This is a genomic window from Lentibacillus jeotgali (assembly GCF_000224785.1).
Lineage (GTDB): Bacteria > Bacillota > Bacilli > Bacillales > Amphibacillaceae > Lentibacillus > Lentibacillus jeotgali.
Window position 1 is genome coordinate 63,064 of sequence record NZ_AGAV01000006.1, and the last position, 21,290, is coordinate 84,353.

A 21,290-nucleotide genomic window follows, 5' to 3' on the forward strand; every position below is an offset into this window, starting at 1 on the left:
CCTATGTCCCTACTCCTGTATGATATACGCATCATCAATGCCTGCATTACGGACTTTATCCAATCGCGCCTCAGCGTTTTCCCGGGCTGTAAAAGCACCGGCCTGGACACGATACCATTGCTCACCGGAAATGGTGACTGCAGTGACGAAAGATTCGATGTCATTTGACTGCAGATGTTCCACCCGATTGTCCGCATATTCTTTTGACTTAAATGATCCGGCTACGACTTTATACAGTGTACCATCATCTTCTTTCTTCTCAAGATTAAAGGCCTTTGCTAATCCAGTGACATGTCCCTGTGCGACTGTTTGCCGCCATGATGCATCGCTGATCAAATCAGCATCATGCGCGTTATCGATAAACCCATTTTCTGTTAAGAGTGCTGACATGGTTGTTTCCCTTAGTACGTGAAAGTTTGCTTTTTTCTGCCCGCGATTCCGCAGCTGGTTTACCTTTGTAACTTCTGCATGGATCGTATCCTGATAACGGGCTGTTTGTGATGAGTCAGATAAGCTGCTGTGAATATAGTCCTCGTACCCTTGAGCAGACCCGTTAAACGAATTGCAATGAATGGACAAATAAAAGTCTGCGCCCCAGGCGTTTGCCTCATTTGTCCGCTGACTCAGACTTATCGTACTGTCATCCGTCCGGCTCATCCGTACGTAAGCATCCTGGTATTCATTTGTTAAAATTCTACGGATGCGACGCGCAATATCCAGATTGATATCCTTTTCATCCATGCCATTTCCCTGCGCGCCGGAATCTGATCCGCCATGCCCTGGGTCCAAATAAAGTTTCATCATCATACCCCTTTCTATTCATAACGTGCACTATATCGTATTGACAGGAAGCGAATCACAATTGGACAAATTGGTCAGATTGAAGCAAATTGAGAAAGGTGACAGCGTACGAACGCCTGAGATGACGGCTTTCCATTGGGGGATATGGCTAAGCGATACGATAACTTTCCGTTTGGATGCCCCTTTCCGCTGACCGGTTTCGATTATAGGAGTGAACCCTTCCTATAACTATAATCGAACGTTGTTGGCAAAAAGGGGCATGGGAGAGGAAATTTTTTAAAAATAAGACGCAGACTATAACAGAGAAGGAAAATATATGTATAAGACAACCCAAGAAATGATTGATTCTATCTATTCTCTATAGACTTAATTATCGGGGGCGTTTATAATGGTGTTAACAACGCAACTTGTTCGCTGAAATAGCGTATTGCCGGGAGGTGTTACCATGACGAATGAACAAAATGACCAGATCATGCAGGCTATAAAGGAATTGCATGACCAGATGAATGACGGCTTTGCAAGGGTTGATAAGCGGTTTGAAGAGGTGGATAAGAGATTTGAAGATGTAGACAAGCGACTTGGAGAAATAGATAAACGATTTGATCAAATGCAGGAAGAGATGAATGAAGGATTCAGCCAATTAAAAGATGGCATGGATCTTCTTGCCAGGAAAAACTTTGAGAATGAAAAAGAGATTTATAGAATCAAAAAAGCAATCGGTCAGCAATAAGTTAAACGCAGTCCAAAACGGGCTGTATTTTTTTAACCCTGAACGGCAAGATCCGACTTCAATAAAATAACGTTAAAGTTGGCTTCAGGCATGATATATGCTAATTTTTAAACATGTGACCAAATCATCGTATGAAAAGGAGTATCATAAATGACGAACAATCGAAAAATCATCATGGACTGTGATCCGGGGCATGATGATGCGCTTGCCATCATATTAGCAGCATCGAAAATCAGCCCATTAACAATAGAGGCGATTACAACCGTGTCAGGCAATGTGGATGTTGAGAAGAACACACTGAATGCTTTAAAGATTTGTGACATGATAGGCCTGGACGAAACGCCCGTGGCTAAAGGTGCTGACAGACCATTATTCAAGGAGCGGGAAGTGGCCGAAGAAATTCACGGTGAAACCGGGCTGGACGGTCCCGTTTTACCTGAGAAGCCGACAAAAGAGCTGGCAGAAGTACACGCAGTTGATGTCATCATTGAAAAGGTTTTAAATTCAAACCAGAACGTGACGCTGGTCGCAACTGGTCCCCTGACGAACGTTGCGTTAGCCATCAGAAAGGATCCAAGGATTGTACCGAAGATCGAGGAAATCGTCCTGATGGGCGGGGGAACATTCGGAAATTGGACGCCTGCAGCGGAATTTAATATTTATGTGGATGCCGAGGCGGCCAAAATCGTTTTTGACAGTGACATCCCGATTGCCATGTTCGGACTTGATGTCACTCACCAGGCGATTGCAAACAGGGACATTATGAATGATTTTAAGGCAATCGGCAATCCGGTTGCTCAATTTGCAGCCGATTTGCTGGACTTCTTTTTAACAACGAATGAAGAAGTGTTTGGACTTGAAGGCGGTCCGGTACATGACGCATGTACGATTGCTTACTTAATCCAGCCGTCGCTTTTTGATTTGAAACATGTCCGCGTGGATATCGAAACAAAAGGTGAATTCACGTATGGCATGACTTCTGTCGATATGTTGGGTGTTACAGGTAAACAAGCAAATGTAACGTTTGCCCAGAACTTAAACCGTGACGGATTTTGGGAACTGTTCAATGATTCACTAAAATCTTATGGTTAAATACACATGATTCGGTCAAGCCCTGAATACCTATAAAACAAAAGGTATCATCAGGGGGAGCAAGCATGCTGCAATTCATTCTGGAACTGTTTACAAGCGAGCAAAAGGCAGAGGCGCTTTTATCGAATCCAACAATCAATTTGATATTTATGGTTCTGTTCATCGGCTTTTCCCTTACACTTCTGGTTCACTTTACCTTATTTATGAAACTCAAACGAATCAGAAACTATCTGGATGAGACGAACCGAATGGATATCCAGCCACTGCAGGCTTTTAAGGAGCAGTTTGACAGGGGCCAACAATCGGAATCGGTTAAACCTGAAACCTTTGTACAGGAGAAGTTTTCCGATTGGCGTGTCTATAACGTGCCTGTTGTCAGTCTTATTAAAATGGTTCAGATGACGGTCTCCGTTTTTATATTAATCGGGGTGCTGGGGACATTTATTGGTCTGACGATATCGTTGGGAAGTATAAATGCAACCGGCAGCCAGTTGGTTGAAAATGTGGCTGCAGTGCTGTCGGGGATAGATGTGGCATTTTATACAAGTATAGCGGGTATGGGGTTGTCATTGATTATGACGGTTCTTATTAAAGTGTTTAATACCGAGCATATGCTTACCGATATCATGTTAAAGGTAGAATCCAATTTGGAGGGAGATGAACAAAATCGGTTCAGCCAGCTGATTGACGTGTCGGAGGCGATTAACGATTCGATTGTCCGTCTTCAGGAAACAAATCAGAAATCATTGACAGGGATTGAAGATGCATTCTCCGGTTTTCAGGACTATACAAGCAGTCTGCAGCAATCGGCAGAGGATTTGGCCAAGTTTAATGATGGCCTCTCTAGCAATCTGCAGGACTTTCAGGCATTGTTTCATCATATGAAAAAGATCACAGACGGGTTTGGCGAGTCCGCCACCAAGCTGAATAACAACTTTGATTCACTGTTTTCCTATTTTAAAAAGATGGACGGCAAAAATGAACGCATGGCTAAAGCGTTTGAAAATACCTATGAACGTGTGAAAGAAGTTTCCACAGTCCAAATGGATACGCTAAACCAATTCGAGGAATCGGTTGCCGAATTAAAATCCTTTATTTCTTCCATTATGGAAGGCCAGGAATCCATACAAGCGTCATTTGAAAAAATAACACAGAAAAATCATGACCTGGCAGAAAAAATGGATGCACACAACAAGGAATTTAAACAGGTGTTTGGAAGTGACCTCAGCTCGAAACTGACAGGAATCATTTCGAGTGTAGGTGACCTCTCCAAAGACTTTGATAAAATGGGAGATTCGATTGCCCGCTTGCCGGAAGCTCTGGATGTTATCAATCAAACACAAGCTGAGTATAAGTTTTTGTTAACCGATCGGTTTGACGAGCTTAAGGAATTTAACCGGACCTTTAATCGTCATCTGAAAGCGCATGACGAGGAATCGAAGGCATTTGAAAGGCAAATGCAGGAAGCAGGGCGGACGTATGAAAACATGGGCAGGCAGAATAACGAGCTGATTAACGACATCAACAGGACGATTTCACAGATGAACAACGCCTTCAATCAGCGGGAGAATCAGATCGAAGCAAGTGTTCATGTTTTAAAGGACACCCTATCCAATTACGTGGCAGGTGTGGAGCGGCAACTTGGCGATAAACTTGATCAGCTGTCCCGGAACATCAATGACTCGATGGTCAAAACAAATGATGGCATGAAGCAGGAATTCCAGGAGATACGGCGATTATCCGAAGACATTCAGCAAACAAATTCACGTTCTATGCAGCAAATGCTGCAGGAGCTAACACGTGAGATACAAGGATTGAACCGGCAGCTGAATGCTTTCGGTCAGCAAACTGGAAACCAGGGTACAGGGATGAGACCAAATGACTACTAAATACCAGAGACTGTTTAAAAACGAGCAGGAGGAAAGTCATTTTTGGCCATCATTTACCGATCTGCTGACGATTATTTTATTATGTTTCATCCTGATTTTCATTGCGATGATGATTATTAAGTCATTGCAAATTGAAGAGATGAAACGGACGATTGACCAGTTGATGGGTGTCCGGTCTGAACTTGTCAATGATTTGCAGGATGAATTCAGTGATTCGGCCATGGGAATTGAAGTGGACGAAGAAACGGGTGCGATTATTTTTAATACAGAAATACTGTTTGAATATAACAAATCCGAATTGAAGCCTGAGTCCTTTCAATTTCTGGATGAATTTGTCCCGAAGTATCTGGACATTTTACTGCAAAATGGATACGAGGATTATATTGCCGAAATTATTATCGAAGGCCATACGGACCGCGATGGAGGCTATTTATATAACCTGGAACTGTCGCAGGAAAGAGCGCACAGTGTTGCCGCCTATATTCTTAGTGACGATTTTCCTTATAAAAATATTCAGCAGCATTTGAAAGAAAAATTAACCGTAAACGGCAGATCCTATACCGACTTTCGCACTGATGACGCCGGTAATTACAGCGCGGATGCATCAAGGCGGGTGGAATTTAAATTTCGGTTAAAAGATGAGGAAATCCTTGAAAAAACGCGAGAGATATTAGGGGAGTCATAAGCCAGCGCAATTCAAATATGTTAGATTTTGATACGGAATCAATTAAACAGTTAAATAGATAATAGGAGGGCAGCGCGCATAATCTGATATTGTAAGTCCGTATTATCCTGCGCTGCCCAAGCTATAATAATCTTATTTTAACTTTTAAATTAGAGGTCCTTGGTTGCGCTGACGTCGTCGGATAATATGATTTTGGGGGTTTTGTCGAGTGTCTTCCAGAGATGATTCAGTAGCAAAAGGTATATATTCTTCTTTATTATAATCAGAGAGATTCTGCTGTCCTAATGACTTATATCTTATTTGAAATTCTTCTTGGAATTCGGGTATCTCCTGCTCAGAAGATGACTGTTTCATGCCTGCTATCCATGTCTCGAAATCATAAGTCCCTCTTTTTATGATTCCAGACAGTTCTTCAAGGGATTGGGTCAACTCCCTTAGACAATCCAATCCATTTTCTAACATAAGTCCCTTTTTTTTAGCCTTTTCAACAGAGTGTTCCAACTTGTAGGAATTACCCAGATAGTGAAATTCAATAAAACAACCGGTGCGGTCCCAATTAAAATCGTAGTTTTCAATTTTTAATTCTTTCATTACCTTGGAAAGCTTTCCTTCATACACACTTTGCTCATTATGTGATATCCCTTTTATTTGTGGCATCCATTTTAATAGATTTTGTCTAAACATTATGATTCACCGTCCTTAATTATTGTTCTTAATGGAACAGATACCCTATACTATTAGTTTCGATAAAGTAAATAAAACTCCTGTATGAATCGTTTTACAATTATCGACGTTTTTCAACATCCTTTTGTAAAGCAGGGTATTGCGATAAAATAAGTAAATAGTTGAGCGGATAGATGAAGTGTTTTATGAGGTAAATCTAATGAGAAATTTTTTTCGAAACCGAAGACCGGTGCGACTGCAGACGTGGATGCTGTTGCTAATCGTTGCAGTTCTAAGTGTTGCATTAGCTGTGACAGGTTATCTTATTGCAACTGAGACAGCAGATAGGACAAGGGAAAATCAACGAGAAAAAGCGATGAACATCGCAAGTGCAGTTAGCAGGTCTCAGCTTGTTATCGAGGAATTAGCAGATCCGAAAAATTCAGGTGACATACAATCCTATACGGAAGCAGTTCAGGAGGATACGGGCGTGGATTTTATTGTAGTTATGGATAATCATCATATTCGACGCTCGCATCCTGTTGAAGAAAGAATCGGTCAATATTTTGTCGGCAATGATGAGGATCGGGCTTTCCAAGGGGAGTCTTATACATCCATAGCTGAAGGGACACTTGGAAAATCCATGCGTGCATTTATTCCGGTATGGAATGAAGGTGAACAAGTGGGTGTCGTTGCCGTCGGGATATTAATGAATAATGTAGAAGATACTGTATTTGGCAGTCAGATTATCGTCTATGTAGGGACTGCTGCCGGTCTGGTGGTTGGGGTGATCGGGGCTGTCCTTTTAACAAGGCGCATAAAGCGTACACTGTATGGGCTTGAACCTAAGGAAATTGCCCAAATACTGCAGGAACGAGACGCCATGTTTGCTTCAGTAAGGGAAGGTATTATTGCCATTAATGAACAGGGTGAAATTGCCGTTGCCAACGATGCTGCCATGGAGCTGTTCCTTAGTGCCGGGCTTCCGGAAAATCCAGTTGGCCAGCAGGTGGCATCTTACCTGCCGCCTTCTGATCTAAAAAAGGTATTACTGGATCAGAACATCGAATATGATCAGGAGCAACAATTTAACGGTATTGATATCGTTGTAAACACCAAGCCAGTTGTGGTCAATGGTCAGACAGCAGGAACAATAGCAACGTTTCGGGACAGGTCGGAATTAACCGCTTTGGCAGAACAATTAACGGATGCCAGAACGTATGCAGACACATTGCGGGCACAGACTCATGAATTTATGAACAGGTTACATGTTATCTCTGCGATGGTTCATGTTGAATCCTACAAGGAACTGCAGGAGTATATTGATTATATTACGGTTAATTACCAGAACGAGATAGGCGCCGTTTCCCGTCTTGTGAAAGACCCGGTATTGGCGGGGTATTTACATAACAAACTGAGCCAATTCAGGGAAAACGGAGTAGATGTTAAAGTGAATGGAGATAGGCAACTGCCGGTATTAAAAAACACGAAAAAAATGGAAGCAATCATAACCATGATTGGGAATTTGAGTGATAATGCGATCGAGGCTTTAGCAAATCAAGCAGATAAGCGTGTTTTTATTACAATCAATCATATTAACGGGCAATTTCACTTTACGATTCAGGATAATGGCCCAGGATTAAAGCCGTCCGAAAGGGAAGTTATTTTTGAAAAAGGCCTTTCTACTAAAGGAAGTAACCGGGGATACGGATTATTTCTGACAGAAGAAGCCCTAGGTAAACTGGGGGGAACACTTGAGGTTTCCTCTGAAAAAGGAGAGGGGACCGTCTTTGATGTAATTATTCCTTATGAAGGTGACAGTGTATGATCAATGTATTAATTGTGGAAGATGATCCAATGGTGGCGAAATTCAATCGGATATATATTGAAGAAGTGCCAGGATTCAGAACTATCGGTGTGGTTCATGATATTTCAACAGGGTGGCATTTTTTAAATGACAATACGGTGGATCTTATCCTCTTAGATATTTATATGGCTAACAGCAATGGACTTGATTGGCTTGCCGAGATAAGAAATGCCGGTATAAATGTTGATGTTATTGCGATTACGGCAGCAAATGACCGTACATCGATACAAAGGGCTCTAAGCTATGGAGCGTTTGATTACTTGATTAAGCCATTTGATTTTGAACGTTTTAAAGATGCCCTAATGAAATACAGGGAAAAGTTTGAACGCATGAAAAATGAGCAGGATGTCCGGCAGGAGGATCTGGATGCGTTCCTTTTGAATAAAAACCTGTCAGCCTTAAGTGCACCAGATCTCCCGAAAGGGCTTACCGCACCAACATTTTCCCGGATTGCAAGACAGATTGTCAATTGGGAAGGTTGTCCATTTTCGACTGCAGAAATCGCTGATAAAACTGGGATATCCCGTGTATCCATAAGTAAATATTTAAAGTACCTGGTGGGACAAGATGTACTGAAGGTGGATGTCGCGTACCAAGAGACAGGCCGCCCCTTACATTACTATATGCTAAGACCGGAGCGTATTCATATGATTTATGCTTTCATGGCGGAGGAAAAAAAATAGCCCTTTCGCCATGTTCTTTTTTTAGTTACAAAAGGGTTGGAATAGTTTCGAAAGGTACACAGCTGACATGTAATAGATTAATATTAAATGTAAGCGCTAGCATTATTTATCGAAGGGGTGAATGAAATATGGCACAAGTTGGTATAGCAGCTTTATGGGAGAGGCTCTGGCAGTCCCATGAGGATACCAAAGGGTTCTTAACTATTTCAAAAGTTAAGAATGAGACAAAGACAAACGCTTCAGCATACCGCGAGGAAAGTCGTTCTTCCACATCAGGTGGGGGATCAGGCGGCAACAATAAAAAGCCCGCTTATAAACCTGCTCAAAAAGTGGGGCTGATCCTCGGGCCATTGTTATTTTTATTAACACTACTATTCTTTCAGCCGGAGGGGTTAAACCCTGAGGCGAGAGCTGTTCTTGCTGTAACATTGTGGGTTGCAACATGGTGGATAACGGAGCCTATTCCAATTGCGGTTACGTCACTATTTCCCATTATTTTGTTGCCGATTACCGGAGCAGTGGATGGAGATGCAGTTGTTTCATCTTATGGAAACGATATTATTTTCTTATTTTTGGGTGGATTTTTTATTGCAACAGCAATGGAAAAGTGGAATCTACATAAACGAATTGCATTAGCGATAATTTCTGTGATCGGTACGAGCCCGCAGCGGATTGTTTTAGGATTCATGATAGCTACTGCTTTTCTGTCCATGTGGGTTTCTAATACAGCAGCCACGATGATGCTGGTGCCAATGGGATTGGCCATTGTACATCAGGCAGCAGGTTCGCTGGAAAAAGGCAAGTATGCGAAAGAATTACCGAAGTTTGAAAAATCGGTTATTTTTGGCATAGGATATGCTGCAACCATTGGTGGTCTTGGAACATTGATTGGAACGCCTCCCCTGAGTATTCTGGCAGCTACAGTGGGGGAAATGTTTGATACCGAAATCTCCTTTGCAGGATGGATGATGGTTGGTGTGCCGGTTGTGATAATTTTGATTCCAGCATTATGGCTTTACCTTACCAAAGTCGTTTATCGGGTAAACTTTAGCGAACTTCCGGGAGGGAAGGAACAGATCAAACAGGAAAGAAGGTTGCTTGGGCGAATCTCTTATGAAGAAAAGGCCGTTGCAGCAGTGTTTGTTTTCGCAGCATTTATGTGGATTACCCGCACATTTATTTGGGAAAATATTGTTCATGTTCCCGGGATCAGTGATGGTATAATCGCGATGACAGCTACAATTTTGCTGTTCCTGATTCCTGCAAAACAGGAAGAGGGAAGCAAAATAATGGAGTGGAAAGATTCCAAACATATTCCTTGGGGTATTTTACTTCTATTCGGAGGCGGTCTGGCGATTGCTGCAGGATTTACAGAAACAGGCCTTTCCGACTGGATAGGAAATCAATTGGCGGCACTTGAAGGAATGAACCTTCTTATTATTATGTTTGTTGCATCGGGAGTCATTCTGTTCCTGACTGAAATCACGTCAAATACAGCAACAGGAACTATGATTATCCCAGTGGTCGCAGCACTTGCCCTGGCGCTAAATGTTCATCCATATGCATTGATGGTTCCATGTGCAATGGCAGCAAATTGTGCATTCATGCTCCCTGTCGGAACGCCGCCGAACGCGATTATTTACGGTACAGGAAAGCTGAAAATAACGGAAATGGTTAAAAACGGATTTTGGCTTAATATCATGGCTCTTATCATGGCCGTATTGGCAGTATACTTTTATCTGCCCGTCGTATGGGGGATTGACTTATTCGAAATTCCGGCTCAGTTTCAATAGGAAGAGCCTAAGACAAAAGAGTTTTGGTTTAACAAAAGATCAACTAAAGCATCGCGACAATCAATTAGGTATGCTTATGGGCAGAAATAGTTTGCGAGTGAACTTGGAAGGGTATATCGAAATAAATAGTTTGAATTTTGATGTCGGGGAATTATAAGAAGGACTTATAGGTGGAAAAATGAAGCCTTAAATAATGGCCAGGGAGGAATCATAAATGCTTTCAAAGGGATCTACTATTGGACTTATCGGTACTGGAGTTATGGGGAAAAGTATGGCTCGGAATCTCCAAAAGGACGGATATCCCATTAACGTGTTCACTCGAACAAAAGAAAAAGCACACGAGTTGCTGGAAAATGGTGCTGTCTGGAAGGAAACGATTGCGGAATTAGCGAAAGACTCTGAAGTTATTATCACAATGGTAGGCTATCCGTCAGATGTGGAGAATGTTTACTTTGGAGGGGATGGTATTATCGAAAATGCTGAAAATGGCACATATGTCATTGATATGACAACCTCCAAGCCAGACCAAGCTATAGAAATAGCCCGTAAAGCGAAGAAAAGGAATATTTATGCATTGGATGCTCCTGTATCCGGCGGCGATGTTGGAGCAAGAAACGGTGCACTTGCGATTATGGTCGGTGGTGACCAGGAAGTATTTGATGAAGTTCTGCCTTTGTTTAAAATTATGGGTGAAAATATAATTTTGCAGGGTGATGCCGGTGCGGGTCAACATACTAAAATGGTAAACCAAATAGCTATTGCTACGAATATGATTGGGGTTTGTGAAGCGATTGTATATGCCAAAAAAGCTGGGTTGAACCCATCCCGGGTCCTCGACAGCATTTCAACGGGCGCCGCTGGCAGTTTCTCATTATCAAAATTGGCACCGCGCATGCTTGCGGGCGATTATGAACCGGGATTCTATGTGAAGCATTTTATTAAGGATATGACGATTGCACTGGATTCTGCACAAGAAATGGGGCTTTCGACACCAGGGCTGGAGCTTTCACTTAAATTATATAAGGAGCTTGCGGAAAAAGGTGAAAGTGACAGCGGAACACAGGCGTTGATTAAACTTTTTGAAGGAAATTAAAATAGGAGCCAGGGAGACAAAAAGTAGTTCACTTACAGTGCAGAAAAAAGCAAATAAAACGATAATTAGCATACAAATCACATAGGATTTAGTATGCTAATTTTATTGATATATCAGTATTTCAAAGTGATTATGTTAAAATAAATCAAAAGACATAACAAAATGGTCTTACGTTAAACATCTTAGGTTTCAAACTTTGTACAACGATAAGGGCCAGATTGTGGAATAATTATATGTTAAAATTAAAATAACCATAAGTTTAAAACTGCGTATTACGATAATAGGAGTGACTTTTAATGCAACAAAATAATATCAAAGAAATGAAGTCGAAAGAGTTTCCCTTATCAAACCAAAATCTGATTCTTATTGCTGGTATAGGTATGACTATAGGAATTTTATTCGGAACTGGGATAATTTAATTTGTTCCTTAAACGGGCGCTTATCTGGAATAACAAAATTAGGAAAGAGGAGGGAGAAAAGGTTTAAGATTTTTGGTTTTGGGAAAAGACTAAGTAAAGTTAGACAAAATAAGTGAAACTGTGTATAATCTAATTTAGAAAGTAGTATAAATAAAATAACCGGGAATGCTGTGAACATCCCCGGTGCATGGTAAAGAAGTTCAGGCAGGGAATCCCCTCTGGACTACCTAATTAGGTAAAGCAGAAAAGAACCCTCACCCTTAAGTGATTTGTCGGTCACGGGTGGGGGTTCACTTTCTGTCGTTTAAATCTTTCACCATTTGTCGTATAAACTGCAGTAAGGCAACTAGAAATGTGCCGCCCGCAAAGACAATGATAAAAATTGAAACAACTGTGTTCATAACACATCCCTCCTTTCACCAGAAATCAAAAAATGATTTTGGTGTCCAGAGGGCCAGTGAGTGGTCCCCACCCTCACAACAGTACCATGCTTGTATTCTATTCTATCGAAAAATCAGAGAAAAGCAAAGGGGAATTTAGAAGTGAATGAACAATGAAGAGTACCATTTTAGTGGTTATTTTTTTATTGTGACTGTCTTAAGCAATACGAACGGGCGCACTGATCGAATAAGAATCAACTTCTGCCTTTAGCTAGATTGTAGAATTATGAAAAGAGGGAGTTAATGATGGAGACTTTTGTAGCCGTATTAGCCATCCTGGTAGTTTTAGGTATAAGTCTTGGAATGGTAACTTGGGCATTAATGCGATTAATTAAAATCATAAAGCAAATGTAGAATATTGATTTGGAACTTTCACAGCCTTCCATAATTAGGCGCTTTCACGGAATAAAAAATGTGTTACTATAGCTTTCTAGGGTCAGACTGCTGCTTAATTAAAGGCTTAAAAGGAATGAAAAGGGGTTTTTATGCAGATAGATAATTTAAGGCTAAATAGTATAAGCCGTAGTTTTGTCATTTGTTTCATAATGCTTTTGTCTTTATTGATCCTCGATGTATATATTTTTCCTGAGAAGTCAGTATTATCAGAGATGCTAATTACAGGATTGGCTTGTATTTTAACAATTTTGTTGATAATTCCTAGTTGGATACAAGTATTTAAGTCCATTAAGCAGAGTCACAAAAACAATTAAACAATCGTGCGCTTAGGGGCCGTTTTATGGAATAAAAATATTATATTCGAAGGGGGATATCTATATGGATTTTAGTTTAACCTTGTTAGCCTTAGGTATTGCTGCTGCAGGGTACTTTATAGGTGATGGTCTTAAAAACTTTAAAAATCCAAATGCAGAAGATAGTCTTAGTGAATTCTTTAACGATGATGATGAACACGAATTGATAAAGGAAAAAAATGTCCATTATTTTATGGGGATATCGAAAGAAGATGCAAAAACATTAATTCAGGAATATCCTGACATACCATACGTTCTTATAAATGATAAGGTATACTATCCCAAAGCAAGATTACGCGAATGGTTAAAAGGTTTAGGAGAGTAAACCTTGATAGTTTACCACAATAGGTCAACCAGTTCAATGACTGGCTGACCATATAATACGAACGGGCGCGAGAAACGAATAAGATTTGCGCTCTTTCTTGAATCATTGACCCATATTATGGAGTATTGTGCTGATTATGTAGATTTAGATAACTATTAAATAAGGAATGACCGTATCGATGTAGATATTTATTGAGTAGGGGGGATTTATATGTCTGAGTTGTTTTTCATAGTTTTGCTTCTTGCCGCTACTGTTTATGTTCTCCTTAAAAACAAGAACAAACTGAAAATGCTCAAAATCAGTAAAATGATTGGTATTGTTTTATCATTTGTGGTTTCAGTAGGGATAGCAGCGTCTTTGATTTATTATGGCGGCAATTGGATTGCGGGGAAAATTCCCTATGCATGGATAGGTTGGGTTGTTTTCATTTTTATCACTGTAATTGTAATTACTGGTATTAATCTTTTATTTAACAGACTGGTAGAAAAGATAATTAATAATGACGGTTCACTAAAATTAGAAAAATGGCGAGCTAAATATGGGGCATTAGCCATTGCATTAAGTTGTTTATGCAGTTTAATCATAGGTTAGGGGAACAATTGGACTCTTACTGGCATTTTAGGATTAGTAGGTTTCCGTTGCCTTAAATACGGAAAAAGTCGTCATCGAATGTTAAATTATCTAATTTTTTATGCAGTTTACGAAAATGATTGCGAGATTGATGTCATTAATGTTTTACCCGCACGTTCAAAGCTTACAACAATACCTCTAATAGACAGATTGACATCATCATTTTACAATAGAAATAAGTTTCATAAGCAATATGATGAAGTTACACGGTTTGTTTGGCATAGCGCAATATTTAAAAATTGACATCAAACTGCATGATGAGGGATAAATCATGAACGATTTGGAGCAAAAATTGCAAATTGCATTAAAGGAAATCACCCGGCTAAAAGATGAAAATCAAAAACTGAAAGATTTGCTGGCAAAGCATCAAATTCCTGTCTTTAACAATCAAGTCAAACATGGCCAACGCATTACGAGAACTGAAATTTTACAGAAGCGCATCGCTATTTTCAGAAGTCTGTTTAAAGGGCGGACAGATGTATATGCGGTTCATTGGAGATCAAATGGGGAATCCAACTATGCGCCTTCCCGTAAATATGAACCCAATAAGAAATATAAAGAACGGGAGTTATTGCCGCTAACGGACAATGTCATTGAGAATCACTTGCGTGGCAATAGAACTATTGGCATCTATCCTCTGTTAAAAGATGAAACGTGCTGGTTTTTGGCAGTTGACTTTGATAAAAAGGACTGGCAAAAGGACGCACTCACGTTCATGGGGGTTTGTAAGGATGTAGGTGCACCTGCAAGCATGGAAATTTCTAAATCCGGAAATGGTTGCCATATCTGGATTTTCTTCAGTGATAAAATGTCAGCGAAAACTGCTCGTAAATTAGGGAGTCTTCTTATGAACCGGACCCTGGAAAAACGGTACGAGACAGGTGTTGATTCGTTTGACCGGTTTTTTCCCAATCAGGATACAATGCCAAAAGGCGGATTTGGAAACCTGATTGCACTACCTTTACAGCAACTTCCCCGGAAGAAGGGCTATAGTGTATTTGTTAATGAAAAATTTGAACCATATGCTGATCAATGGGCGTATCTGGCGTCTGTAAAAAAAATCAGCAAAGATACTGTTGAATCAATTCTGAGAAAGTACAACCATTCCAACAGTTACACCGTGAAAAGTAAACAGACACCGTATTATGTGAAAATACCCTCTGAAATAACCATCATAAGAAAAAACGGCATACATATTCCCAAAAATAAGCTACCTTCAAATATTTTGCACGAGTTAATCAAGCTTGCGGTCATCAATAACCCTGAATTTTTTAAAGCTCAATCCAAAAGACTGTCTACGCACAGGATTCCCAGAAAAATTGACTGTAGTTATGAGACGGAGGATTCGGTGGTTATCCCGCGTGGCTGTCTAGCAGATATAAAAGCCATTTTAGTCAGGAACGAAATCAACTTCTACATCGATGATCAAACCATCAAAGGCAGCAGTATCAATATCCATTTTCATGGGAGTCTTCTGCCAAAACAAAACGAAGCGATCCACGCTATGAAAGTAAATAGTTGTGGTGTCCTATCAGCAGCAACTGGTTTTGGTAAAACTGTTGTGGCGGCAGCGCTGATTGCGGAGAGAAACATCAACACGTTAATCATCGTGCACACTAAGCAGCTGCTTACTCAGTGGAAAGAAAGTTTGCAGGCCTTTTTTAATTTGGATGGAAACCAGGTAGGTCAAATCGGTGGGGGTAAAAAGAAATCAACAGGTAAAGTGGATATTGCTATGGTTCAGACTTTAAGCAGATCAGAAGATGTGCGCGAAAAAGTCAAAGGCTATGGACAGGTAATTGTTGATGAATGCCACCACATTTCAGCGGTGAGCTTTGAGAAAGTATTAAGGGAAGTAGAGGCTTCCTACGTTCATGGACTAACTGCAACACCAACTAGAAAAGACGGTCTGTATAAGATAGTTGCTATGCAATGCGGGGAAATCCGTTATAAGGTTACCGCCAAAAGTCAGTCAAAACTCCATCCGTTTGACCATGTGCTTATTCCACGGTTTACAAGTTTCAAAAATAACGGCGACAACATCCAGAAGGTTTATGCAAATTTGGCTATTAGTGAACAACGGAACAAAATGATATTCAATGATGTATTAAAAGAACTTGAGAATAATGCATATCCAATTATTTTGACAGAGCGAATTGAACATGTACATGAATTGGAAAAGGCCTTTAAAGGATTTGCTAAGAATATAATCGTATTAACAGGTAAACTGAGTAAGCAGGAAGAGAAAGATCGTTTAAAGCTTATGAAAAGCCTTTCAGATAATGAAGAGCGGCTTATTATTGCCACCGGTAAATATATAGGAGAAGGATTTGACAATGCTAGATTGGACACCCTATTCCTTGCTATGCCAATTGCCTGGAAAGGAACGCTCCAGCAATATGTCGGTAGATTGCACCGCGTTCATACGAATAAGAATGTTGTAAAAGTGTATGGTTATGTTGATTATCAGGTTCCCGAGTTGAAGACCATGTATGAAAAGCGCATGCAGGGATATAAGTCGATGGGTTACAGCGTTCAAGGCAGCGATGAAGAAAATAGTAGTGGGCAGCAGATGAAGTTATTTTGATAGACAAAATTATGGTCTGAACGAATATTTAAAACACATGAATTTCATATTCATAGCCCTTTTGTATTCAACTAACAGGGACGTTTTTGCAATAACTGTGAGGCGCTGATAGTCGTAGCTAGCGTTTTGCTTATTTTAAGTTCTGGTTTCTATCTAAGGCATTTAGAAAAAACTAAAAGACAAAGAAAACTTGGGCCACTTGAATTGATTATGTACATCATGATACAGCTAGCATTTATCCTTTTTGCCATCAGTTTATTGATTGGAGTATTTTTTATATAAAAATTGCTCATCAATCGGGCGCTTTCACGGAATAAGCTTTGCGCTCCTGCAAAGGATTTATGTTTTTTCATTATATTGGTGATACGATTATTTCAACGGGCGCTTTCGCGGAATAATTTAGAGGTCATTTGCGCTTTGTCATTTGTATTTGATAATGCTTTATTCTAATTTATAATGTAGATAAGGAGGGATGCAAAATGAAATGGAAGGAAGCTCGTGAATTATTTCCTAATCAACTTCTTCTGGTTTCCATTTTGGATTATCATTATGAGGGTGATAAGAAGATAGTTGATGAAGTGGCCCCAATTCGAACCGTCGAAGATAAAGATGCAAATAAAGAGTTTTTTAATGCAAAAGAGGGAACGATGGTTTATCATACAGGAAATGAAAATTTTGTTATCCATATACGTAAAGATCCTTTAATGAAAGTGAGAAGGATTTAATGAATCTGTTTTATGATGGACAACTTATTACGACCAGTTTAACTGTCACATTCCGTGGCAATGCACTAAAAATAGACGATGTCGTTGTGGATACCGGATCATCCCATACTGTTATTTCACCAGATATTTTAGAATCGATTGGAGTAAGGTATGAAAATGGTGATGCGATTTATGAGGCATATGGGATTGGTGGCAGTGTTCCATTTTATACAAAAAACATGAATGAATTGCAGATTGACACATTTATTATAAAAGACGTCCAAGTAGATGTAGGAATGTTGCCTCAAGGACATAACGCATTGCTCGGATTAGATATTTTAAAGGAATATAATTTTGTCATTGATTTAGACAATTTAGAACTGCAACCTTTGACGCGAGGAAAAGAGGATTAGCCTACCGTATTGTACTAATCCTCTTTTTTGTGTTGATTGGAATCAACGGTAATCTTAAGAGAGGGAAGCGATAGATTATCATTGTTTTGATATTCCGGAAATGGCCGCTGACGATCGTCTAAAAGTCTCGCACCTTCATTAAGGATTTTATTAATTGATTTTGAAGGGATTTTATAGCTGCTTTCAAACAAACAGTTTTCTGATGTTATCTTGAAATCAAGTCTTCAGCTATACGATCGGGCGCTGTAACTGAATAAGGTTAACTCCTTTTGAACTGGTCCTTTGAGGAATGAAGGAATCCAACAATGGAATATCGAATAGGACAATGAGTTGTAATAATTAAAGTTTGGCAATGAATACATTAACTGTAAATGAACTTCAATCTCAGAAGGAAATCCTTGAAGCATTTCCGATTATGAATCAACTACGTACTCATTCTGATGAAGCTACTTATCTTGATTTGGTGACAGAAGCTAAAGAAAAGGATATGTACAGGTTATTTGCTTTGTACGATCAATAAGAAATTGTTGCAGTTACTGGGTTTAAACCTATGATAACTCTATATTATGGGCGTTTTGTTTGGGTGTGTGATTTAGTTACTGATAGCAGTCAACGTTCAAACGGATATGGTGAACGACTCCTTTCTTATGTACATAAATGGGCAAAAGAAAATGACTATGAAAGTGTCGTTTTATCATCAGGATTAAAACGTATAGATGCTCACCGTTTTTATGAAAAAAGAATGGGTTATGACAAGGTGAGTTATGTGTTTAAGAAACCATTGGGTTCATAATAATTCCGCAATAGGGCGCTTTCCTTGAATAAGAAGGCGCATTTAGAAGAATTAAATATCAAGGGGTTTCAACGATGAATATTTACTATCACAGTTATTTAAAGTCGCTCAAAAAGAACTTTATGTTAGTAATAATGGCATTGATTTTGTTAATTCCAACCTTTTTTATATGGGCTGGGGTTCCTTTCTTTATCATTGGGGGCTTAGTGGAAAATATAACCACTAAGCCATTGCTGGTTTATATAAGTATTTTACTTTCGGGAGGATTTCTGTTTTCTTTATACTTCGTGCCAATCAATTTAAAAGCCGCAAAAAATATGGCAAATACAATGGGTTGTGACGTAGTAAAAGCACTTATTTGCATACAAACAATATTTATAATAGTATGTTCGGTAATTTTTGGAATAACTTCAAATATCATTGTTCCGTAATACGATTGGGCGCTTTTCCCTAATAAGGAAGCGCCCATAGTAACTAGACCAAAATGTTATACTTTCTTTTCTTTAAAAAAGAAGCGGGCAGCTTTTGCGCTTTTGTCCTCGCTTTTTTAATTTGCTCTTCATCAAGAAGTTTTCCAGTGCTTATATTTATAGGAATCCTGATATAACAGCCATCAAATGCAAGGTTTTTCAATTCTTTAACTATTGTTCACCACTCAATTTCACCAAAATTTTCGCTTGGGATTTGTCACTGGCTAATGCTTCAAATCCATCTTCAATGATACGATCAAGTGCAATGCGGTCCGTAATTATTTCTTTCGGATCCAACATGCCTTCCGCCATGAGGTCAATAGTGGTCTGAAATGTCGTCGGACGGTAGGCAAGAGACGCCGAGAGACTCACACCTGATGTTGTCAAGTCAAATGGGTTAAAGGCAATTGGTTCCCCAAAAATTGAGACGATAACAACTCTGCCGAGCGGTTTTGTAGTTTGTAGTGCTTGTTTAAAGGTAGCTTCGACGCCAGCTACTTCAAGTGTCACATCAGCACCACCAGGTATCAGTTCATTGATCGCCTCGACAGGGTCCTGCTCACCTGAATTAACAACATAGGTAGCTCCGATGCTTTTCGCTTTGTTTAAGCGTGCCGCCGACAAATCAAAGGCAATAATTTTGCGTGCACCTGCCGCTTTGGCTGCAATAATGGTCAACAGTCCAATTGGACCGGCACCAAAAACCGCAACCGTTTGACCAAATTGAAGTTCCGCGTCTTTCACTGCTTGGACAGCAACAGCTGTCGGCTCAAGCAGCGCCCCTTCTTCCAATGACAGCGGTTCGGGAAGAGCATATACTTGCGCCTCTGGAACCACAGCAAACTTTGCAAATCCTCCGTCTGTACCAAGACCAATAAAATTAAACCCATCATATGCATCATATTCTTCCGGTTTCTTACCATGTGTAAGGGTGGGGTTGATGACGACGCGGTCACCTTTTTGGAAACGTTCAACGTTATTCCCAATTTCCTCAATAACACCAGCAAATTCATGTCCCATCGTTAAGGGGGCAGTTTGACCAGTCACGGGATCAGGTTCATTACTGGGAATGGTATGGGGGCCACCTGTATATTCGTGAAGATCACTTCCACAAATGCCTGCCCAAGCAACGCGGACCTTTACTTCATTCTCTCTTACGTTTTTTATATCTCTTTCTTCAACGCGAATATCTTTTTTTCCGTACCAAACTGCTGCTTTCATATGAGAACATCTCCTAATTTTAAAATTCTCTCGATATAATGTTCCACACTTACCGATTATTATAACTTGCCTTGGTCAGTAACTGGATGTGAACATGAGTAACGATTTCAATAATACGATAGGGCGCCTACCTTGAATAAGATAGAAGTCTCAATAGAATTGGGTTACTGATTTTGTGACAATTGGTTTTAAGCAATAGGGCAGGGATAGTTGAAGAATTCACACATAGACATCAAGTATTGCTTTCTTTATTATCTCATCAGTCTTTTTTAGAGTAAGGCTCTTAAACTGAGGTGTGGATATGAAAATAGGCATAATAATGTTTTTTGTCGGCTCAGTAATGCTTATGGTAGGTGTATATTTATCTATACATTGGATCACTAGCGTTGCATAAATAATAAAAGAAAATTGATAATCTTGTTAATTATCCAAAATATAGGTTTCTGGGTATAAAAAAATCCTTTATAATGGAATTGGTGGTTGTTGTCCAAATCCAATATAAAGGAACTCAGAATATGGACAATCATACACTATTATCATCATTTGGTAAATGGGTTGCACCCATTAATATTGAAAAACTTACAGAACAAATTATGCAAACCGGGCAAGATCGCTATACGAAAAAGTTTACGACTTATTCGTACATCAAATTGTTATTACTGTCCCACCTGGAAGAGGTGGAAAGCTTACATGCGATGAGTGATACACTTTTTGATGACGACGTTCAACAGGAATTGGGACTGGGTTCAATTAGTGTTTCCCAATTGTCACGAAAACATCGTACTGTGGATCCCAATTTGTTGGCAGCCATCTTTTATCAATTAGTTGATCAGATACGTCATTCTCAACCAGGTCGAACAGTTATGCCCGTGAAAATCATTGATTCGAGCACAATACCATTAAACCTGACGAATCACCCATGGGCTACCTTTCGTAAAACGAAAGGCGGCGTCAAACTGCACTTGCGGTTGGTATTCATGGAAAATGGTTCTTCCTATCCGGAATACGCCAACATCACGACGGCCAACGAACACGATCGTAACCAATTAGAAGTGTTGGTGGATGACAAGGAAGCAACCTACGTATTTGATCGTGGTTACATAGATTATGAGCGTTTTGACCGCATGACGGACGACGGTTATTTCTTCGTCTCCCGGTTGAAGAAAAACTCGATTACACGGACGATCAAGGCCTTTGAGGTGGAACAGGATTCCACGATCGTTACGGATCAAATGGTAGCTGT

At 39.9% G+C, this 21,290-nt stretch carries 19 protein-coding genes and 1 pseudogene; 17 read left to right on the forward strand and 3 right to left on the reverse strand.

Translation table 11 applies throughout. From position 1 onward, the window contains the following. Positions 1-9 precede the first annotated feature (9 nt). The gene (locus tag ON01_RS06295) at positions 10-801 is read right to left on the reverse strand and encodes an N-acetylmuramoyl-L-alanine amidase (protein ID WP_010530166.1); all 792 of its coding nucleotides are present in this window, start codon (positions 799-801) and stop codon (positions 10-12) included. A 445-nt stretch (positions 802-1,246) separates the two neighbouring features. On the opposite strand from ON01_RS06295, the gene ON01_RS06300 reads away from it, so the two are divergent. The 4 genes from ON01_RS06300 to ON01_RS06315 all read left to right on the forward strand — a co-directional run bounded on the left by ON01_RS06300 (position 1,247) and on the right by ON01_RS06315 (position 5,197). After that, positions 1,247-1,531 carry a hypothetical protein gene (locus ON01_RS06300; protein WP_010530167.1) on the forward strand — a complete coding sequence of 95 codons (285 nt, stop codon included), beginning with the start codon at positions 1,247-1,249 and terminating at the stop codon, positions 1,529-1,531. Between the two features lie 150 nt (positions 1,532-1,681). Continuing rightward, positions 1,682-2,623 (forward strand): nucleoside hydrolase, encoded by a 942-nt coding sequence (locus tag ON01_RS06305; RefSeq protein WP_010530168.1) that lies wholly within the window; start codon positions 1,682-1,684, stop codon positions 2,621-2,623. 65 nt (positions 2,624-2,688) lie between these two features. Further along, entirely contained in the window at positions 2,689-4,512 is a 1,824-nt protein-coding gene (locus tag ON01_RS06310; RefSeq protein WP_010530169.1) for a MotA/TolQ/ExbB proton channel family protein, read from the forward strand. Beyond that, complete coding sequence (locus tag ON01_RS06315; protein ID WP_010530170.1) at positions 4,502-5,197, forward strand: OmpA family protein; 696 nt, start codon at positions 4,502-4,504, stop codon at positions 5,195-5,197. The genes ON01_RS06310 and ON01_RS06315 overlap by 11 nt, the downstream gene beginning before the upstream one ends. A gap of 144 nt (positions 5,198-5,341) precedes the next feature. Here the strand turns inward: ON01_RS06315 and ON01_RS06320 are convergent, their stop codons facing one another. After that, a complete protein-coding gene (locus ON01_RS06320) occupies positions 5,342-5,881 on the reverse strand; it encodes a hypothetical protein (protein ID WP_010530171.1) in 540 nt (179 codons plus the stop codon). A 199-nt stretch (positions 5,882-6,080) separates the two neighbouring features. On the opposite strand from ON01_RS06320, the gene dcuS reads away from it, so the two are divergent. The 12 genes and pseudogenes from dcuS (at position 6,081) to ON01_RS06375 (ending at position 18,787) form a co-directional block, all read left to right on the forward strand. Further along, positions 6,081-7,688, forward strand: coding sequence for a DcuS/MalK family sensor histidine kinase (gene dcuS, locus ON01_RS06325; protein ID WP_010530172.1), 1,608 nt, complete (start codon positions 6,081-6,083; stop codon positions 7,686-7,688). Then, on the forward strand, positions 7,685-8,410 hold the full coding sequence (locus ON01_RS06330) for a response regulator (protein ID WP_010530173.1): 726 nt from the start codon (positions 7,685-7,687) through the stop codon (positions 8,408-8,410). Before dcuS ends, ON01_RS06330 begins: the two co-directional genes overlap by 4 nt. Before the next feature lie 128 nt (positions 8,411-8,538). Then, positions 8,539-10,203: an SLC13 family permease gene (locus ON01_RS06335; protein ID WP_010530174.1), complete on the forward strand. Its 1,665-nt coding sequence runs from the start codon at positions 8,539-8,541 to the stop codon at positions 10,201-10,203. Between the two features lie 214 nt (positions 10,204-10,417). Next, on the forward strand, positions 10,418-11,296 hold the full coding sequence (locus ON01_RS06340; RefSeq protein ID WP_010530175.1) for an NAD(P)-dependent oxidoreductase: 879 nt from the start codon (positions 10,418-10,420) through the stop codon (positions 11,294-11,296). A 296-nt stretch (positions 11,297-11,592) separates the two neighbouring features. Then, entirely contained in the window at positions 11,593-11,715 is a 123-nt protein-coding gene (locus ON01_RS20040) for a hypothetical protein (RefSeq protein WP_280990979.1), read from the forward strand. Positions 11,716-12,929: 1,214 nt separating this feature from the next. After that, on the forward strand, positions 12,930-13,229 hold the full coding sequence (locus tag ON01_RS06345; protein WP_010530176.1) for a hypothetical protein: 300 nt from the start codon (positions 12,930-12,932) through the stop codon (positions 13,227-13,229). Between the two features lie 210 nt (positions 13,230-13,439). Next, the gene (locus tag ON01_RS06350) at positions 13,440-13,820 is read left to right on the forward strand and encodes a hypothetical protein (protein ID WP_010530177.1); all 381 of its coding nucleotides are present in this window, start codon (positions 13,440-13,442) and stop codon (positions 13,818-13,820) included. Between the two features lie 310 nt (positions 13,821-14,130). Then, entirely contained in the window at positions 14,131-16,446 is a 2,316-nt protein-coding gene (locus ON01_RS06355) for a TOTE conflict system archaeo-eukaryotic primase domain-containing protein (RefSeq protein ID WP_010530178.1), read from the forward strand. Positions 16,447-16,925: 479 nt separating this feature from the next. After that, positions 16,926-17,171 carry a hypothetical protein gene (locus ON01_RS06360; RefSeq protein ID WP_010530179.1) on the forward strand — a complete coding sequence of 82 codons (246 nt, stop codon included), beginning with the start codon at positions 16,926-16,928 and terminating at the stop codon, positions 17,169-17,171. Continuing rightward, a complete protein-coding gene (locus ON01_RS06365; protein WP_010530180.1) occupies positions 17,171-17,563 on the forward strand; it encodes a retropepsin-like aspartic protease family protein in 393 nt (130 codons plus the stop codon). Before ON01_RS06360 ends, ON01_RS06365 begins: the two co-directional genes overlap by 1 nt. A 352-nt stretch (positions 17,564-17,915) precedes the next feature. Further along, positions 17,916-18,356: pseudogene (locus ON01_RS06370) on the forward strand (GNAT family N-acetyltransferase). Between the two features lie 74 nt (positions 18,357-18,430). Continuing rightward, positions 18,431-18,787: a hypothetical protein gene (locus ON01_RS06375; RefSeq protein WP_010530181.1), complete on the forward strand. Its 357-nt coding sequence runs from the start codon at positions 18,431-18,433 to the stop codon at positions 18,785-18,787. A 210-nt stretch (positions 18,788-18,997) separates the two neighbouring features. On the opposite strand, the gene ON01_RS06380 is transcribed toward ON01_RS06375, so the two are convergent. Then, positions 18,998-20,047 (reverse strand): 2,3-butanediol dehydrogenase, encoded by a 1,050-nt coding sequence (locus tag ON01_RS06380; protein ID WP_010530182.1) that lies wholly within the window; start codon positions 20,045-20,047, stop codon positions 18,998-19,000. A 515-nt stretch (positions 20,048-20,562) separates the two neighbouring features. Here ON01_RS06380 and ON01_RS06385 point away from each other — a divergent pair. Further along, positions 20,563-21,290 (forward strand): IS4 family transposase (locus tag ON01_RS06385; protein WP_010530183.1); only part of this gene is annotated, 728 nt, incomplete at its 3' end.

What these genes read in the sequence shown, in the direction of transcription:
- ON01_RS06310 (WP_010530169.1), top strand. Translation starts at nt 2,689, where the DNA reads ATGCTGCAATTCATTCTGGAACTGTTTACAAGCGAGCAAAAGGCAGAG.
- ON01_RS06295 (WP_010530166.1), bottom strand. Translation starts at nt 801, where the DNA reads ATGAAACTTTATTTGGACCCAGGGCATGGCGGATCAGATTCCGGCGCG.
- ON01_RS20040 (WP_280990979.1), top strand. Translation starts at nt 11,593, where the DNA reads ATGCAACAAAATAATATCAAAGAAATGAAGTCGAAAGAGTTTCCCTTA.
- ON01_RS06365 (WP_010530180.1), top strand. Translation starts at nt 17,171, where the DNA reads ATGAATCTGTTTTATGATGGACAACTTATTACGACCAGTTTAACTGTC.
- dcuS (WP_010530172.1), top strand. Translation starts at nt 6,081, where the DNA reads ATGAGAAATTTTTTTCGAAACCGAAGACCGGTGCGACTGCAGACGTGG.
- ON01_RS06330 (WP_010530173.1), top strand. Translation starts at nt 7,685, where the DNA reads ATGATCAATGTATTAATTGTGGAAGATGATCCAATGGTGGCGAAATTC.
- ON01_RS06355 (WP_010530178.1), top strand. Translation starts at nt 14,131, where the DNA reads ATGAACGATTTGGAGCAAAAATTGCAAATTGCATTAAAGGAAATCACC.
- ON01_RS06380 (WP_010530182.1), bottom strand. Translation starts at nt 20,047, where the DNA reads ATGAAAGCAGCAGTTTGGTACGGAAAAAAAGATATTCGCGTTGAAGAA.
- ON01_RS06315 (WP_010530170.1), top strand. Translation starts at nt 4,502, where the DNA reads ATGACTACTAAATACCAGAGACTGTTTAAAAACGAGCAGGAGGAAAGT.
- ON01_RS06345 (WP_010530176.1), top strand. Translation starts at nt 12,930, where the DNA reads ATGGATTTTAGTTTAACCTTGTTAGCCTTAGGTATTGCTGCTGCAGGG.
- ON01_RS06360 (WP_010530179.1), top strand. Translation starts at nt 16,926, where the DNA reads ATGAAATGGAAGGAAGCTCGTGAATTATTTCCTAATCAACTTCTTCTG.
- ON01_RS06300 (WP_010530167.1), top strand. Translation starts at nt 1,247, where the DNA reads ATGACGAATGAACAAAATGACCAGATCATGCAGGCTATAAAGGAATTG.
- ON01_RS06375 (WP_010530181.1), top strand. Translation starts at nt 18,431, where the DNA reads ATGAATATTTACTATCACAGTTATTTAAAGTCGCTCAAAAAGAACTTT.
- ON01_RS06350 (WP_010530177.1), top strand. Translation starts at nt 13,440, where the DNA reads ATGTCTGAGTTGTTTTTCATAGTTTTGCTTCTTGCCGCTACTGTTTAT.
- ON01_RS06305 (WP_010530168.1), top strand. Translation starts at nt 1,682, where the DNA reads ATGACGAACAATCGAAAAATCATCATGGACTGTGATCCGGGGCATGAT.
- ON01_RS06335 (WP_010530174.1), top strand. Translation starts at nt 8,539, where the DNA reads ATGGCACAAGTTGGTATAGCAGCTTTATGGGAGAGGCTCTGGCAGTCC.
- ON01_RS06340 (WP_010530175.1), top strand. Translation starts at nt 10,418, where the DNA reads ATGCTTTCAAAGGGATCTACTATTGGACTTATCGGTACTGGAGTTATG.
- ON01_RS06320 (WP_010530171.1), bottom strand. Translation starts at nt 5,881, where the DNA reads ATGTTTAGACAAAATCTATTAAAATGGATGCCACAAATAAAAGGGATA.